This window comes from Salinimicrobium soli (genome assembly GCF_048323655.1).
Taxonomy (GTDB): Bacteria; Bacteroidota; Bacteroidia; order Flavobacteriales; family Flavobacteriaceae; genus Salinimicrobium; species Salinimicrobium soli.
Genome location: NZ_JBLUWW010000001.1, coordinates 980283 through 997498, shown reverse-complemented (window position 1 = coordinate 997498; position 17216 = coordinate 980283). Strand labels below are relative to the sequence as shown.

The window sequence follows — 17216 nt, the reverse complement described above, 5'->3', positions numbered from 1 at the left end:
TTCGTATGAAATTATACAATATAAAGCACAGAAACCAGCAATTTATGAGAGAATTAATACATTTTACTGCTCCAGGCTGTGCGCTTCAAAAGTTTGTAATTCTCCATCCTCGAACCGGGCTTCTATTTCAATGGGATTGCAACAAACTTCGCAATCTTCCACATACTTCTGGGTCACTACTGATGGGTCTAGCAACATCGAAATCTCTTCCCAGCAATAGGGACATTGAAAAAAGTGTTCATACATATCAGTTGATCAATTCCAGTTCTCCCTGCACCTGCTCCCAATCTTTCATGTATTTTTCCAGTTCTTTTTTCTTCTCCTGGTATTTTTTCAGAAAATCGGGTTTGGCCATACTCTTCTCGTAATTGGTTGCCAGTTCTACATCCTTTTCCTTTATTTCTTTTTCAAGGCGGGTGATCTTCGCTTCAATATTGCTCAATTTGTTGTTCAGAGATTTGAGCTTTTTTTGATTTTGATAATTATCTTTATTGCTTTCTTTAGGTGCCTGTTTCACAACATCCCTTTTTTCAACTTCCCGCAAATTATCAACTTTTCGCTGATCCAGGTAGTAATCTATATCTCCCAGGTATTCTTTGATCCTATGATCTTTGAACTCATAGACCTTGTTGGTCAACCCCTGCAGGAAATCCCTGTCGTGAGAAACCAGGATCAAAGTTCCTTCAAAGCTCTTTAAAGCATCTTTAAGTACGTTCTTGGATTTGATGTCAAGGTGGTTCGTAGGCTCATCCATCACCAGGACATTGAACGGCTGCAGCATCAATTTGGCCAGTGCCAAACGGTTACGTTCTCCTCCGGAAAGCACCCGCACATATTTTTCAACTTCATCTCCACGGAACAAAAACGAACCCAGAATATCCCTCACTTTAGCACGATTGGTTTCATTGGCCGCATCGATCATAGTGTCAAGTACAGTTTTGGAACCGTCCAGATACTCAGCCTGATTCTGGGCAAAATATCCGATTTGAACATTGTGGCCCAGTTTCAGTTGCCCTTTATGATCCAGCTCGCCAACTATGATCTTCGCAAGGGTAGATTTCCCCTGACCATTCTGTCCCACAAATGCCGTTTTGGAATCCCTTTCGATCAAGAGATCAATATTGCTGAGCACATTTTTATCTCCATAGCTCTTGGAGATATGATGTGCTTCCACAACTACCTTTCCGGGTACCACAGAAACAGGGAATTTTAAATTCATCACTGAATTATCATCCTCATCAACTTCGATGCGATCTATTTTGTCCAGCTTTTTAATAAGCGACTGGGCCATACTGGCCTTGGATGCTTTGGCTCGGAATTTTTCGATCAGTTTTTCCGTCTGTTGAATCTGCTTTTCCTGGTTTTTTTGAGAAGCTAACTGCTGCTCCCGCAGTTCCTGCCGAAGCACCAGATATTTAGAATATGGTTTATTAAAGTCGTAAATCCTTCCGAGGGAAATTTCAATGGTCCTGTTGGTCACATTATCAAGGAACATCTTATCGTGAGAAACGATCACCACCGCACCGGGGTAATTGTTCAGGAAACCTTCCAGCCAGATAATAGATTCAATATCCAGGTGGTTGGTAGGCTCATCCAGCAGCAGAATGTCGTTTTGCTGCAACAGCAACTTCGCGAGCTCAATACGCATTCTCCATCCTCCCGAAAAGGTATCAGTGAGTTTATTGAAGTCTTCTCTTTTAAATCCAAGCCCCTGCAGAATACGCTCAGTCTCCCCCTGGTAGTTATAGCCGCCATGAATTTCATACTGGTGTTGCACATCATTGAGATCAACCATCAACTGGTGATAGGCCTCACTTTCATAATCTGTTCTTTCAGCAAGCTGAGTGTTGATCTCCTCCAGCTTTTTCTCGAGGCGTTTGATCTCCTCAAAAGCCTGATAAGATTCCTCCAGGACGGTTCTACCTTCAATAAAGTCAATATCTTGCTTTAAAAATCCTATTTGAAGATCTTTATCTGCTGCAATTTGCCCTGTATCCGGCTCCATTTCTTTCGAAAGGATCTTCAACATGGTCGACTTTCCCGCACCGTTCTTTCCTATTAATCCTACCCTGTCTCCTGCTCCCAGTCTAAAAGTGATCTCTTCGAAAAGATACTCTCCGCCAAAGGCTACAGACAAATTGTGTATATTTAACATTCTCCTTCTTAGTTTTTTGCAAAGATGCTTAATTTTATCTCCCTAAAAAAACTTCCATGATCTTCTCAAAAGGCAGTAAACTCAATAGTATAATAAAAGGTACCTGCCCTGTGTGTCAGGAAGAAAGCATGTACAAAGAGCCAAATCCTTATAAATTGTCAAGGCTATTTGATATGCACGAGCGTTGTTCCAATTGTCATACCAAATATAAAATGGAACCCTCGTTCTTCTTTGGGGCGATGTATGTGAGCTATGCGGTGGGAATTGCCTTTGCAGTAGCTGCATTTGTGCTGGGCTACCTTCTCTTTGGCTTAAGCCTGCTGAATACTTTTATTGCGATAGTGATCACCCTCATCGTTTTCCTTCCGGTGATCATTCGATGGAGCAGGAATATCTGGATAAATTTCTTCTTCAGCTACGATGAAACTAAGGCCAGGACTAAACCTTAGAATACCACTTTTTTGTAAATCTTGAGAGATCGATCTCGGGAGTTAGAGGCTCCTCTTTTTCGATAAAATCAAGTAGTTCTTTAGAGATCATGGGAGCGAGCAATATGCCGCGGCTTCCAAAACCATTACAGCAATAGAGTTGTGGATGATCTGGGTGCCTGCCCACTAAAGGACGCCTGTCTACAGTGGAGGGTCGCAACCCCGCTACCTGATGAATGACCTCAAATTTCACGTTGATCAGATCCTTTAATTTTTCAACAAGTTCCTGTCTTGCAGCTTCTGAAGGTTCAGGGGTTTTATCTGTATTGCTATAGGTTGCTCCTACGGCATACACATCTTTATCGCCTGCCGGAAAAATAAATATTGAAGATTTCACACCTACTTCCAGATCCAACCCGGGAGCTTTTATGAGAATATATTCTCCCTTATTCCCGCGCAGCGGAAGGTAGCTGAAATATGGATTCTCCAAAATTCCGAAACCTTCGCAAAAAATGACATTTTTGGCACTCATACCCTGGTATTCGACCCCGTCTTCTGTTAACTTCAGATCATCATAAACGAAGCTGGAAGTGGAAAGCCTGCCCGTTTCTTCAAGGTGCTCTGAATAGGCCTCTAAAAGGCCTCTAGGATCGATCCTTTTTGTATTCAGCACCTTTCCGAAGGAATATTTAGAGGGAATGTTGGGGTTCACTTCCAAAACCAGTTTGGTATCCAGAAAAGGGGCTATTTTGGGCTTATCAGCAGCCGCGAACCAGTTGTTCTGCTCTTCTACCGAGGAGAACCGCCGATAAATTTCAAGAGGAGCCAGAAATTCCTTTTTTAAGAGCTCTTCCATTTGCCCATAGAAAGCAGTTGCCATCTTCATTTGCTCATCGGCTTTCCAGGCGAGTGTAAAGCGCTTGAGGATGACCGGATTCATGAACCCGCCGGCAACTCGTGATGCTTCTTGCGAGCCATCATCAAAAACAATAAAGGATTTGCCTTCTTTCTCCAGCCTAAAAGCCAGAGCTGCCCCACTAAGGCCAAGGCCAACAATGATGTAGTCTTTCATGCCGCAAATTTAGAAAGAAAAAAGCCTTTCGGAGAGAAAGGCTTTTTTAAAATTAGTACTATATGACCAGGATCAGTAATTCCACATGTCCTGTTCAAAGTTTCGTATCTGTTCTCTGATCCTTTGAGACTCCAACAGCTGCATGAAAGCATTATTGCTAATGTATTCATCAACCTGACGGTCTCCCTGTACGTTGTCTTCAGCGTAGATCGTTCCATTAAAACGCCTGGCATTGAGCAAATGGTCAAAGGAAATTGGCTGGGCCGTATTTTCAGGGTTGAACGCATAGGCTTCATTCAGCACTTCCCTCGCTGAAGGGAACCACACCCAGAACAATTCAACCAGCGCCGGTTCATCACTGTCTATAAAGTTCACATCGGGTGCCACAGGTGCGATCCCTAACAACCGGTATTTCAATTCGGCCTGGCGCTTATCGAAGTACCAGTATCCGCGAATGTGATACTCCGCAATATCAGCAGAAGAAATATCCCTTCGGCTTATGTACTGCTGATCAATCTCTTCACCGGCATTATACTGTTCAATACCAAGGTCTGTAGTATCAATTTTTGATAAGGCAGCCCGAATATCTTTTAAAGTACGCTTGTCGTTGAAATATGAGTCTGCATAAATGTTCTTGATCTTGCCATTTTTAATGTTGGCGATCAATACATCGTACAATGATCTTCTGGAACTTCCTATTTGATTAGTATCGATTGGATAGTAAAGAGGAAAATTCACTCTTTCGTCCAGATCAACAACTTCCCAGGTGGTTTTAGCCCATAACACATCACGCTCATCTACATAGCCATACTCAAGCGGGTCATTCTTACCGTACTCCTGTTCTGCAACCCCTGCAATCTCATCGGGACTTTTGGCATTCAGAATATTTGTCTGCCCAAAAGAAGTCACCGAAAAGAGCAATCCGCATAATCCAACTATAATTCGGTTCCAGTTCATATTTTTTACTTATTAGTTTGTTAACTCCACTAGGACCGGAGATACCTGCTTCAATTTGTAGCTGGAATTTCCGGCGAGCTGAGCCTCCACATCAAAGATCTGAATAGCTTCACCTCTACCTGCACGTCTCAGTGCCGCTTTGGCCTGATCGTCCAGTCTTTGTCCTCTTACCTGAATGGTAGGCTGCCCCGGAACTTTAAACTTAAATCCTGTCACCCGAAGGTCAAGATCAAAGTCAAAATCTGGAAGGGCTGCACCAATGGTAGAGATCTCAAGATTCTGGCGCTGCATTCTTACAGTACCATCTTCTCCTCTAACAGTTCCTACAGGACGTGGAATATCCTTTACCCTGAAGGTCTTGCTATCAGAAACTTTTTCACCGCCAGGAAGCTGTCCGCTAACATTGATGGTTACCTCACGCGCCTGCAAAGTGGTAACATTCATCATGTAGTTACCTGCTCCACCTACAGATCTTAGACCGGGTGCGCTGGCACTTACATTTCCAACTCCTGGGATGGAAATAGTCATTGGGTTATCAACTCCACGATAAACCACGTTCATCTTATCAGCAGAAATAACAGCAGAATTCGGTTTTGGGATCACACTATAAGAACTGTTCACAGGAATGCTCACAATAGAGTCACCTTCCTTAAACTGAAGTTCTCCGGTGATCTTTTGTTCACCTACGTTCCCTGCAGGGAATTTAAGTTTTACCTGTCCTGCTTCGGTACTGCTTACCTGGTTCCCGTTGATCATAACTTTGTCGAACTGCAAAGTCTTATCTACTCTTCCCAAAACTACTTTCCCCGTGAATTGCTCTCCATTAAAGAAGGCAGTTTTATCAGGGATCACAATAGCTTCATAATTTGTAAGCGATACCTCGCTTTGAAGTTGTCCTGAAAGCATAGCTGAAAGAATATCACTTTCGGCAGATTTTGCATCAGCTTGCATTTGCGACAACTTAGTTAGGGACGCAATAAGCGGAAACCCTTCGAAGTTATATTCGAGATAAGGTTTTGTTACTCCCTCGCTGTCTTTAACATCTGCTGTACTAAATTCATTTCTGATCTCATTTGCTATCTGCGGATAGTTGTCAGCTATAAGAGAGGAAACTCCATCCCGGAATTTTTCAACCTGGCTGATAAATTGTCTTCCGGCTTCACTGGGTTTCCCACTTTGAAACAGGTATTCATCAAGTTCTGCCGATTTATCCATAGCCTCGTAGTCATTACGATCTTCAGGATCTATATCTTCAAGGGCTTTTTCTTTTATCTGCTCCAGGTAGGCTGTAAATTCCGTAGTAAGCTCGTGAATAGAATCAGCTTTAGCTTTTAAAGGTTTGTATTTTGCCGGTTGTTCCTCAACTTTAGCTTCAAGACCTGCCATAAAAGCAGAGTTTCTTTCGGTTACAGCAACATTTGATTCAGTTATTTTTTCGTTGATGATCCCAAAGGCAGTAAGCACCTCTTTTGACATATTCAGGGCCATCATCGCGATGAAGACCAGATACATCAGGTTGATCATCTTCTGTCTTGGTGATTGTTTTCCAGACGCCATTCTCTAATTAAGTTTAATTTTAATACTAGTTTTAGCTAATGCTTAAACCAATTAGGCTTTTACATGCATCGCAGATAACATACCTCCATAAACTCCGTTTAGAGAAGAAAGGTTGGAAGCTAAAGATTCCATTTGCTGATTTAGTCTTTCAGCGTTTTCAGCAACTGCTTCGTTGATCTCAGATTGTCTCGATGCAGATTCAACCTGTACTTTATAGATACTGTTAAGTGACTCAAGCTGGTTAGCAGCAAGGGTCATTTCTTCACTGTATTTCTTTTGAGAAGCCATAGCGTCAACAGTAGGGATCATAGTTTTAGCGGCACCTTCAAAGTTGCGGATACTATCTCCCAGACTTGTCATTAGTCCGGCATCAATTTTAGCCTCACGAAGGATCTCGTCAAGTTTTTTAGACAGCATTCCTTCAGTGTCATCATGCGTAGTTACGACTCCTCCTCTTGCTCCAGGTTCACCTCCAGCTAATTCAGGATATACCAATGACCAATCAACTTCATCATCAACAGGTTCAAAAGCAGAAACAGCGAATACGATCGCTTCCACTATCAAACCAATAATAAGCATAAGGTTACCTGCAGGCCAGTGCATGATCTTGAAAAGTGCTCCAAGGATTACCACGGATGCACCCAGTCCATACACCATGTTCATTAATTTCTTACTTGACTTTGATTGTGCCATAATGATAAAAATTTAGGTTTTGTTCTTTTTAGGTTGTTGTTGTGAAAATAGGGATTTTATTATCGTGTTGCATTTAGGGTAACATCAGTACCCAAATAGTCCTGTACAGTTCTAAAGCCAATATAGCTTCTTGCGGAATCAGCATATTCATAATCCCTTGAGCTCACCTGCAGGAAGTAGGCTACATCTTTCCATGAACCGCCGCGCACTACTTTTTTCAAGTTCGCTTCATCATTAACCGAAGGGTTCATTGAAGAAGAATATTCATAGGATGCAGGGTCATAAGAAGAGAAGACCCACTCAGCCACGTTCCCGGCCATATTGTACAAGCCGTAGTCATTTGGCTCATATGACTTCGCCTCTACTGTATACAATGCCTGGTCTGCCGCATAATCTCCCCTTAAAGGTTTGAAGTTGGCCATAAAACACCCACGGTCATTTTTGGTATATGGACCACCCCATGGATAAGAGGCAGATTCCAGTCCACCCCGCGCAGCATATTCCCATTCTGCTTCGGTTGGCAATCTATAAGAGTTCACATTGTGCTTACCTCTTTCCTTACGGTAAGCGTTGTGATAAAGAGTTCTCCATTGCGCAAAGGCACGTGCCTGCTTCCAGGAAACACCCACTACCGGATAATCACCATATGCATCATGCCAGAAATAGTCATTATGCATTGGCTCATTATAAGAATAATTAAAATCCTTGATCCACACAGTGGTATCAGGATAAATAGCAATTTCTTCAGTTTTAATGAAATCTGTACGTCTTCCCGGTTCGGCTCTAGCTGCTGCAGAAACATCCATCCAGGTGTAACGGAATTTCAGGTGCTTGGTATCGATGGAACGTTGACCGTTATACACTTCCTCGATAGGAATGTACATGGTATCCATTACCTCAGCATAATATTCATCTGGATAATCACGGGTGTCCCAAATGATATCCACATTTTTGTTCAGTTTTCTTCCTTCATAACCGCCCATACTGTAATAGTTGTCATACATGTACTTTTCGTAGACAGTCATGTTTTCTTCGTCAGTATCAGCAAAAGCAAATTCTCCAATTCCGCCGGTTCCCGGAGTTTCCCCCAGCTCTTCAGCAAAAATGGCCAGTTTCATACGCACTACAGAGTCGCGCACCCAATTCACGAACTGACGATATTCAGAATTCGTGATCTCAGTCTCATCCATATAGAAAGAACGAACGGTAACAGTCTTTGGGGGTGCATTTTTCAATGCAGCGATATCATCATCAGATTTACCCATAATGAAAGCACCTCCCGGGATCAAGGTCATCCCGTATGGTTTTTCAGGATGCCACTTCTTCCCCTGCACACCTACCAATTGCCCCTGATCTCCCCGGCCACAGGAGGCCAGAACAGCAATAACAGCAATAAGCAATAAAAGTTTCCTCATAATATCTTTCAAGTTAGGACAACGACTTCACGGCAGTAAACCTATTTATTTATTTTTTAATAAACAATTTATTTAGGTAAAATGCAGCGCGTTATACTCGTCACAATATAATTAAATTTCGTTTTTCCGTTTAGTTTTATACCATCTCTCAGGAATTACCTGATTACAGGCCTCCACGTAATCCTCATGCGTGCATGGTAATAACGTGTGCCGCTTCAATTTATTATTTGCCGGTGAAATAAAAGGAATTTCTATCCACCAGCGCCCGCTCACCGGACTCTTATAAAAGACAAGTATCTCATCATCAATGGGAACCTGATACTTTATAAACTCCTTTTTTGCAGAAATAGTATTTTCATTCTTTCTAAAATTAACTCCCTCAATAAAATACCACATTATTTGAGCAACCAGCATGGTTGCCGAAGGAAAATTAAATTTAGAACTGAATTCATAGATTCCAAAAGAAGATACCTTGTCACTAATGCCGGCATATCTGGATAAAGCACAGATCTCTTTTCCGCTGAAGCCGTTTGGAGAATCTATCCTGAAATTCCCGAAGGCTCCTGCCTCTACCGAAGTAAGATCAAGCCCCACCAGGTTCGCATCCCGCATTACAGGCTCCACTACAGCAATATCTTTTGTAACTTCTCCCAACCGGTAAGCGTCAAAGAACAGTCGCTCCATTAATTCGATCTCTTCCTGTGAATTGTAATAGGTTTGATACCCCAGATTTGAATAATTGAAAAGGTTGTAAGGTTTTGTTACAACGATCTTTCCAACATATGATTTGTTACTAATGGGTTTATCGGCATCCCCGAGATCAAATTGAGAATCAATATTCACCAGGTTCACCATTTGTTCCACCCCATCGTACGCTCGGTACTGCCCGTAAATAAGATCCTGGCTCCCGCCAAGAATAAGCGGAATAATCCCCTTTTTAAGCAGCTGGTTCACAACAGTTTGTACCGCGAAAAAAGTATCCTCTACAGTTTCCCCTTTTTGGATATCCCCAAGATCTGCAATAGTAAGATGCCAGTTCCCTGGAAACAAGCGGTAAAAATTGCGCCGTATTTCGTCAAAGCTAAATTCTTCCTCAGTTCGGTTCTCATCGAGCCGGTCTTCAAGGACTCCAAAAATGGCAATTTTCACTTCCTCCAGATCGGGAAAAGCCTTTTCTGCCGAATGTATCCTGAGGGAAGATCTTAAGGAATTGGAAGCAACCGCCTCTTCCAGAAGTTGTTCATTAACGGGGGACAAAAAATCCAGTTCCATTATTTATTTCTTTTTGGTCGCAGAAGTTTTTCGGGTAGTTTTCTTGGCCGTGGTTTTTTTAGTAGTAGCCTTCTTTTTAGCGGCTTTCTTCTTTGGAGCTTTTTTCTCCAGAATATCCTTCACCTCTTCCAGGCTCAACTTTGCAGCATCTACGGTTTTTGGTAGTTCAACCTTGGTTTTGCCTTTTATGATGTTGGATCGGCCCCACCGTGCTTTCTCAACACGAATCCCTTCTTCTTCCCAGTTCTGGATCACCTTTTCTTTCTCCTTCTTAAGCTTGTCTTCAATAAGCTCTTCAATATCTTCTGCGGAAAGATCATCAAAATCATATTTTTTACTGACATTGATGAACATGTCATTCCACTTGAGGAAAGGACCAAATCTCCCCACTCCTTTTTGAACCGGAAGCCCCTTGTATTCATAGATAGGAGCATCTGCTTTTTCCTTGGCTTTGATAAGCTCTACTGCTCGATCCATGCTCACCTGCAATGGATCTTCACCTTTATCTAAAGAAACGAATTTCTTTCCGTATTTCACATATGGCCCAAAACGGCCATTGTTCACTTCAACAGTCTCGCCCTTGTATTCGCCCAACTCCTTCGGAAGTTTGAACAGCTCCATAGCCTCCTCAAAAGTGACAGAATCCAGGGTTTGATCAGGCGAAAGACTGGCGAATTTCGGTTTTTCTTCATCTTCTACAGAGCCCATTTGCACCATAGGTCCAAATTTTCCAAGACGAACACTCACAGGCTTTCCTGAAACGGGATCCTGTCCAAGGATCCTCTCTCCCACTTCTCTTTCAGCATTTTCGGCAACATGCTCCACCTGCGGGTGAAAATCATTGTAGAAGTCCTTCATCATGCGGGTCCATTCCTCATGGCCTTCTGCGATCTCATCGAAATCCTGTTCCACCTTGGCGGTGAAATTATAGTCAAGGATACTGGAGAAATGGTTTACGAGAAAATCGTTCACTACCATTCCAACATCTGTTGGCACCAGCTTTCCTTTATCACTCCCCACAGTCTCGGTCAGTTTTTTCTCGCTGAGCTTATCGCGCTTTAAAGACAACTGCACATATTCCCTTTCAGTTCCTTCTACAGAACCTTTTTCGATATAATTTCTATTTTGAATGGTAGAAATGGTAGGCGCATATGTTGAAGGTCGGCCAATACCCAATTCTTCCAGTTTTTTCACGAGGGAAGCTTCAGTATAGCGGTATGGCGGACGAGTAAATCGCTCTGTCGCGGTAATGTAATTATTCTCCAGTTTTTCATTTACCCGCAATGCCGGCAACATTCCTTCCTGCTCCTGCAATTCCTCATCTTCGTCATCCCTTCCTTCAAGATAGACCTTCAGGAAACCGTCGAATTTCAGAACTTCTCCATTCGCGGTGAAATGTTTATCATGTTTATCGGCTTCAATCTTCACGTTGGTACGCTCTAGCTGTGCTTCACTCATTTGTGAGGCGATAGCTCTTTTCCAGATCAATTCATATAAACGTTGCTCATCACGCTCTGCCCTCACCGTGTGATTGGCAAAGTTGGTAGGCCTTATCGCTTCGTGAGCTTCCTGTGCTCCTTTAGACTTACCTTTGAACTGCCTGGCCTTGCTGTATTTCTCTCCATACGCATCCAGGATCTCTTTTTTAGCTCCTTTTCGGGCATCGTCAGACAGGTTTACACTGTCTGTTCTCATATATGTAATATGTCCCGCTTCATACAGTCGCTGCGCCATGGTCATGGTCTTGCTTACCGAAAAATATAATTTCCGGGCCGCTTCCTGTTGCAGGGTAGACGTTGTAAAAGGTGGTGCCGGAGACTTTTTCGCCGGTTTGGTAGTAAGATCGGCAACCTTAAAGTTGGCGCCTATATTTTCTGAAAGGAATTCTTCTGATTCCTCTTTTGTGTCAAAATTCTTCGGAAGTTTTGCCTTGAAGACCTTTCCCTCTTCCGTAGTAAATTCAGCATCGATGCGATAGGAGGCTTCCGGAGTGAAATTCTGAATTTCCCTCTCTCTTTCAACGATCAATCGAACAGATACAGACTGCACCCTTCCCGCTGAAAGTCCGCCTTTTACCTTTCTCCAAAGTACCGGAGAAAGTTCGTAACCCACTAAACGGTCCAGGACCCTACGGGCCTGTTGCGCATTTACCAAATTATAATTGATCCCTCGCGGATTCTCTATAGCTTTTAAAATAGCAGATTGAGTGATCTCATGGAAAACGATACGCTTGGTTTTGCTCATATCGAGGTCCAGCTCTTCAGCCAGGTGCCAGGCGATCGCCTCTCCCTCGCGGTCCTCATCACTCGCCAGCCATACAGTATCTGCATCTTTGGCAAGCGCCTTAAGCTTCTTGACTACTTCGCGCTTGTCTTTAGATACTATATATTTAGGAGTAAAATCACCCTCGGTATCCACCCCCAGTTCTTTGGTAGGCAGATCGGCAATATGACCAAAACTGGAAGCGACCTTATAGTCTTTTCCCAGGAATTTTTCTATAGTCTTTGCCTTTGCAGGGGACTCTACGATCACTAAATTCTTTGCCATAGCACCAATTTTTTGTTTTGCAAAAGTAGAGGAATTTTTAAATATCGGCTTTTAATTTTAGAAAATGGGGTTTTCAGCTATCATTGAAGAAGGTGATTTTATCTCCTGTCACTTTGTCATATCTCAACTAAAAACGTATCTTTGCGCGTTCAAATACCCAATGGTACTTTTTGATTTATGGAGAAGATAATAGACGAAAAACAACAAGGGAATTCCCTGGTGATGGAACCACAAAAAGGGAATGGAAGAAAGCTGATGATTGAGAGCTACGGTTGCCAGATGAATTTCAGTGACAGTGAGATCGTGGCCTCTATTCTGGCCAAAGAAGGTTTTAATACTACTCAGAATCTTGAAGAAGCTGACCTGGTCCTTATTAATACCTGTTCCATTAGAGACAAGGCAGAGCAAACAGTTCGAAAAAGACTTGAAAAATACAACGCAGTAAAGAAGATCAATCCCGGAATGAAGGTAGGAGTACTGGGTTGCATGGCCGAGCGTCTCAAAGCTAAATTCCTTGAGGAAGAAAAAATAGTGGATCTCGTTGTAGGCCCCGATGCCTATAAAGACCTGCCTAACCTTATTAATGAAGTGGAAGAAGGAAGGAACGCGGTGAACGTGATCCTTTCAAAAGAGGAGACTTACGGGGATATTTCTCCGGTGCGTCTTCAAAGCAATGGAGTTTCTGCGTTTGTTTCCATTACCCGTGGTTGCGATAATATGTGTACGTTCTGCGTGGTACCGTTTACCCGCGGAAGGGAACGTAGTCGTGATCCTCAGTCCATACTGGAAGAAGTGAATGATCTGGCAGCAAAAGGATTCAAAGAAGTTACTCTTTTGGGACAGAATGTCGACTCCTATTTATGGTATGGCGGCGGACTCAAAAAAGACTTCAAAAATGCTTCGGAAATGCAGAAAGCTACGGCGACCAACTTTTCCGGACTTCTGAAAATGGTAGCTACAGCGCATCCAAAAATGAGAATAAGGTTCTCTACTTCCAATCCGCAGGACATGACACTGGACGTGATTGAGACCATGGCAGTTCACCCGAATATTTGTAAATACATCCACCTGCCGGTCCAAAGCGGAAGCAACAGGATCCTGAAGGAGATGAACCGTCTTCACACGCGGGAAGAATATTTCGAGTTGATAGACAACATCAGGAAGTTAATGCCAGATTGTGCTATTTCACAGGATATGATCACCGGTTTCCCTACCGAAACAGAAGAAGATCACCAGGACACCCTGTCTTTAATGGAGTACGTAAAATATGATTTTGGATTCATGTTCGCCTATTCAGAAAGACCCGGAACCATGGCTGCACGAAAGCTCGAAGATGATGTTCCTGAAGAAGTCAAAAAGCGAAGGCTTACCGAGATCGTGAACCTGCAGCAACAACACAGTCATTACAGAACAAAACAGTTTGTTGGTAAGACCGTGGAAGTACTTATAGAGAAAGAATCCAAGAAATCTGATCTTCATTGGAGCGGAAGGACTACCCAGAACACTGTGGCGGTGTTTCCGAAGGAAAACTATAAAGTGGGAGATTTTGTAAACGTTAAGATCAATGATTGCACCAGCGCCACTCTTATTGGGGAAGCGGTTGGTTTGAGCGAGAATAATTAGTCATCAGTAAGCAGTAAGAAATTCTGAATACTGAATTTTGAATCTTGAATTAAACGAATGGAAAGCGTACAGGCAATAAAACAGCGTTTTGGCATCCTGGGGAATGACGAGAAGCTCAACCGGGCGGTTGAAAAAGCCATTCAGGTTGCCCCTACCGATATTTCAGTTTTGGTTACCGGAGAAAGCGGGGTTGGTAAAGAAAGTATACCAAAGATCATTCACGCCCTTTCTCACCGCAAGCACGGAAAATACATTGCCGTAAACTGCGGTGCTATTCCTGAAGGAACTATAGACAGTGAGCTTTTTGGTCATGAAAAAGGCGCTTTTACGGGTGCTACCCAGACCAGAAGCGGCTATTTTGAAGTGGCCGATGGAGGCACCATCTTCCTGGATGAAGTTGGGGAACTCCCACTTACCACCCAGGTACGTCTTTTAAGGGTCCTTGAAAATGGAGAATTTATTAAAGTGGGTTCTTCCAAAGTTCAAAAGACGAATGTGCGAATAGTAGCGGCAACGAACCTCAATATGTTCGAAGCCATTAAAAAAGAGAAATTCCGTGAAGATCTTTACTACCGTTTAAGTACGGTGGAGATTTACCTGCCGCCATTACGGGAGCGTAAGGACGACATTCATTTATTATTCAGGAAATTCGCTTCAGATTTTGCCTTGAAGTATAAAATGCCCACCATCCGTTTGGATGACGAGGCAGTTGACCTGCTTCAAAAATATCGCTGGAGTGGAAACGTGCGGCAACTGCGAAACATTGCTGAACAGATCTCTGTTCTGGAGCAGGAGCGCAATATAACCGGACCTATTCTTAAAGCCTATTTGCCAGGCATTGGCAGTAATCTTCCGGCTGTTATTGAAGAAAAGAAGAAAGAAAGCGATTTCAGCAATGAGCGCGAGATCCTTTATAAAGTGCTTTTCGATATGAAAAGTGATCTCAACGATCTCAAAAAGCTTACGCTGGAATTGATGAAGCACGATAATAAGGATAAGGTGAAAGAAGAGAATGAAGGCCTTATTCAGAAGATCTATGGTGGCGGCGAAGAGGAAGAAGTAGTGCCCGAAGAGATCACAGACGAGCAATTGGAAGTGCTTCAAATTCCGCAGAATAATATGCCCGATAAGCAGGATAAATATTATTTTGCAGAAGAAATCGAGGAAGAAGAGACACTTTCTTTACAGGATAAAGAACTGGAACTCATTAAGAAATCTTTGGAGCGCCACAACGGAAAACGCAAGGCAGCTGCTGAAGAATTGGGGATCAGTGAGCGTACTCTTTACCGAAAGATCAAACAATACGACCTTTAAAAAAGGCCTTTTTGGGTCCTTATTATATGAAGAAATTACAAGTCCTCCTGGTTGGTTTAATAGCTTTCACCTTTAGTTCCTGCGGAATTTATTCCTTTTCGGGTGCTGATACCGGTAACGCCCAAACTTTCCAGGTAAATTACTTCCAGAATGCTTCTGCCATAGTGGAACCGGGGATTGACCGAACTTTCACCCTTCAATTGCAGGACCTCATACAGAGCCAGACCAACCTCAACCTTACTGATTCAAACGGAGACCTGGTCTACGAAGGAGAAATAGTTGATTATTACGTGTCGCCGATGAGTGCCACTGCACAAAGCACCGCGGCACAAAACCGACTCACTATTGTGGTAAACGTTCGGTTCTATAATACCCTTGACCCTGAAAAGGACCTGGAAAGGAGATTCTCCTTTTATTATGATTATCCTGCCAATGCGCAGTTGACAGGAGGAACTCTTGCCACCGCCCTGGAGGAAATATTTACACGCATCACCCAGGACATCTTTAACGCAACTTTGGCCAACTGGTAAAATGAAACAGGAAGAACTTACATCCCTTCTTCAGGATCCCGCAGCTATAAGCTGGGAGCAGACTGCTGCCCTGAAAGAGGTGTTGGAAGAATATCCTTATTTTCAGGCTGCCCGTGCGCTTCGGCTCAAGGGGCTCAAAAATGCGAATAGCCTTTACTATAATAAAGAGCTAAAGGTAACCGCGGCTTATACCACAGATCGAAGTGTGCTTTTTGATTTTATCACTTCTGAAGAATTCAATCAGAACAGGATAGCAACCCGCATCAAGGAGCAGGAACAGATCGAGAAAACTTCAGCACAGGAAGAGGAACCGGAAGAACAGAGTCTTGACAAAGCTTTGAAGATGAAAGTCAGAGAGTCTGAACAGGTTTTTGATCCGGAACTTTTCAGCAGGTTTGTAAAAGAAGAAGAGGCCGCGAGGCAAAAAGAACAGGAAGAGGAAGAAAACTCGCTTCAGTTAGGGAAGCCCCTGAATTTTGACCGCAATGAGAATCATTCTTTTACGGAATGGTTAAAACTGGCTACTGCAAAACCCGTTGAACGACCGGAAGAGAAATCGGTTGATCCGGAAAAGAGCAGGAAGCTGCAACTCATTAATGAGTTTATTTCTAAAAGTCCGCGCATCACACCTACAAAAAATCCGAAAAAAGCGAACCTTGCTGAGGAAAGCCTGGTTGGACCCGAAGCACTTATGACAGAGACTCTTGCGAGGGTCTATCTGGAACAAAAAAACTATAAAAAAGCCATTCAGGCTTATAAAATTTTAATTTTGAAAAATCCCGAAAAAAGTGGTTTCTTTGCAGACCAAATTCGGGCGATCGAGAAATTACAAGACAATAACAATTAGATAATGAGCACGTTTACAATCTTTTTAGCACTTATCATCATCGTAGCATTTTTGCTGGTGGTAGTTATAATGGTACAGAATCCAAAAGGCGGCGGACTTTCTTCTGCATTTGGAGGTGGTGCGAACCAAATAGGGGGAGTTCAAAAGACTTCCGATTTCCTTGACAAAAGTACCTGGACCCTTGCCACTCTTCTGTTGGTGTTGATCCTGCTTTCCAACGTGACTATCATGGAAGGAACCGGTATGGCAGACTCCAAGATCATGAATGGAGAGAATGAAGTAGAAACTAATATTCCGGCTCCGGTCAATACTCCTGCAGAAACTCCTGTTGAGCAGGAACAGTAGATATTAAGACATTTATAGTAAATGCCAGCTTATGACAAGCTGGCATTTTTTTTTGCCAAATGTCAGCCTTTTCTGAGTGGCACAATTTTCGTCATTAAGGCTATTCAAAAAAGAATTCATTAACCATAATAACATTCTAAAAATGGCACTAAACATTAAACCTCTTTCAGACAGAGTACTTGTTGAGCCTGTAGCAGCCGAAACTCAAACTGCATCAGGAATTTACATCCCCGAAACTGCAAAAGAAAAACCTCAAAAGGGAAAAGTAGTAGCCGTAGGTGGCGGGAAAAAAGATCACGACATGACCGTTAAGGTTGGTGACACTGTTCTTTACGGTAAATATTCAGGTACAGAGCTCAAATTGGAAGGTAAAGATTACCTGATGATGAGAGAGGATGATATTCTTGCCATAGTATAATCTACTGTGGTCGGCACTGTTCCAACTCACTTTCCCGGAACGG

Annotated in this window: 16 protein-coding genes; 7 read left to right on the top strand and 9 right to left on the bottom strand. The window is 42.9% G+C overall.

The genetic code is table 11. The annotated features are described in order from the left end of the window. Positions 1–63 precede the first annotated feature (63 nt). Together ACNORC_RS04525 and abc-f are read right to left on the bottom strand one after the other, a co-directional pair. A complete protein-coding gene (locus ACNORC_RS04525) occupies positions 64–246 on the bottom strand; it encodes a CPXCG motif-containing cysteine-rich protein (RefSeq protein WP_418334404.1) in 183 nt (60 codons plus the stop codon). A gap of 1 nt (position 247) precedes the next feature. Further along, on the bottom strand, positions 248–2155 hold the full coding sequence (gene abc-f, locus ACNORC_RS04520; RefSeq protein ID WP_418334403.1) for a ribosomal protection-like ABC-F family protein: 1908 nt from the start codon (positions 2153–2155) through the stop codon (positions 248–250). Between the two features lie 56 nt (positions 2156–2211). On the opposite strand from abc-f, the gene ACNORC_RS04515 reads away from it, so the two are divergent. Continuing rightward, the gene (locus ACNORC_RS04515) at positions 2212–2604 is read left to right on the top strand and encodes a DUF983 domain-containing protein (RefSeq protein ID WP_418334402.1); all 393 of its coding nucleotides are present in this window, start codon (positions 2212–2214) and stop codon (positions 2602–2604) included. Here ACNORC_RS04515 and ACNORC_RS04510 read toward each other — a convergent pair. The 7 genes from ACNORC_RS04510 to topA all read right to left on the bottom strand — a co-directional run bounded on the left by ACNORC_RS04510 (position 2594) and on the right by topA (position 12096). Continuing rightward, the gene (locus tag ACNORC_RS04510; RefSeq protein WP_418334401.1) at positions 2594–3655 is read right to left on the bottom strand and encodes an NAD(P)/FAD-dependent oxidoreductase; all 1062 of its coding nucleotides are present in this window, start codon (positions 3653–3655) and stop codon (positions 2594–2596) included. The two genes, ACNORC_RS04515 and ACNORC_RS04510, sit on opposite strands and share 11 nt — an antisense overlap. Before the next feature lie 72 nt (positions 3656–3727). Beyond that, positions 3728–4612 (bottom strand): type IX secretion system ring subunit PorN/GldN, encoded by an 885-nt coding sequence (porN, locus tag ACNORC_RS04505; protein WP_418334400.1) that lies wholly within the window; start codon positions 4610–4612, stop codon positions 3728–3730. A gap of 12 nt (positions 4613–4624) precedes the next feature. Continuing rightward, positions 4625–6169 (bottom strand): type IX secretion system motor protein PorM/GldM, encoded by a 1545-nt coding sequence (gene porM, locus ACNORC_RS04500; protein WP_418334399.1) that lies wholly within the window; start codon positions 6167–6169, stop codon positions 4625–4627. 51 nt (positions 6170–6220) lie between these two features. Further along, positions 6221–6862, bottom strand: a complete 642-nt coding sequence (porL, locus tag ACNORC_RS04495; RefSeq protein ID WP_418334398.1) for a type IX secretion system motor protein PorL/GldL — start codon at positions 6860–6862, stop codon at positions 6221–6223. Positions 6863–6921: 59 nt separating this feature from the next. Continuing rightward, positions 6922–8277: a T9SS ring complex lipoprotein PorK/GldK gene (porK, locus tag ACNORC_RS04490; protein WP_418334397.1), complete on the bottom strand. Its 1356-nt coding sequence runs from the start codon at positions 8275–8277 to the stop codon at positions 6922–6924. A gap of 111 nt (positions 8278–8388) precedes the next feature. Next, positions 8389–9549: a formimidoylglutamase gene (locus tag ACNORC_RS04485; RefSeq protein ID WP_418334396.1), complete on the bottom strand. Its 1161-nt coding sequence runs from the start codon at positions 9547–9549 to the stop codon at positions 8389–8391. Positions 9550–9552: 3 nt separating this feature from the next. Next, entirely contained in the window at positions 9553–12096 is a 2544-nt protein-coding gene (gene topA, locus ACNORC_RS04480) for a type I DNA topoisomerase (protein WP_418334395.1), read from the bottom strand. A 177-nt stretch (positions 12097–12273) separates the two neighbouring features. Here topA and miaB point away from each other — a divergent pair, with 177 nt between their 5' ends. The 6 genes from miaB (at position 12274) to ACNORC_RS04450 (ending at position 17173) form a co-directional block, all read left to right on the top strand. Then, positions 12274–13719, top strand: coding sequence for a tRNA (N6-isopentenyl adenosine(37)-C2)-methylthiotransferase MiaB (gene miaB / locus ACNORC_RS04475; RefSeq protein ID WP_418334394.1), 1446 nt, complete (start codon positions 12274–12276; stop codon positions 13717–13719). A gap of 57 nt (positions 13720–13776) precedes the next feature. Next, positions 13777–15033, top strand: coding sequence for a sigma-54 interaction domain-containing protein (locus tag ACNORC_RS04470; protein WP_418334393.1), 1257 nt, complete (start codon positions 13777–13779; stop codon positions 15031–15033). Positions 15034–15059: 26 nt separating this feature from the next. Continuing rightward, positions 15060–15563, top strand: a complete 504-nt coding sequence (locus ACNORC_RS04465) for an LptE family protein (RefSeq protein WP_418334392.1) — start codon at positions 15060–15062, stop codon at positions 15561–15563. Between the two features lies 1 nt (position 15564). Continuing rightward, positions 15565–16410 carry a DUF8458 domain-containing protein gene (locus ACNORC_RS04460; protein WP_418334391.1) on the top strand — a complete coding sequence of 282 codons (846 nt, stop codon included), beginning with the start codon at positions 15565–15567 and terminating at the stop codon, positions 16408–16410. A 3-nt stretch (positions 16411–16413) separates the two neighbouring features. Continuing rightward, the gene (gene secG, locus ACNORC_RS04455) at positions 16414–16755 is read left to right on the top strand and encodes a preprotein translocase subunit SecG (RefSeq protein ID WP_418334390.1); all 342 of its coding nucleotides are present in this window, start codon (positions 16414–16416) and stop codon (positions 16753–16755) included. A 142-nt stretch (positions 16756–16897) separates the two neighbouring features. Next, the gene (locus tag ACNORC_RS04450) at positions 16898–17173 is read left to right on the top strand and encodes a co-chaperone GroES (protein WP_324720054.1); all 276 of its coding nucleotides are present in this window, start codon (positions 16898–16900) and stop codon (positions 17171–17173) included. The last annotated feature ends 43 nt before the right edge of the window (positions 17174–17216 follow it).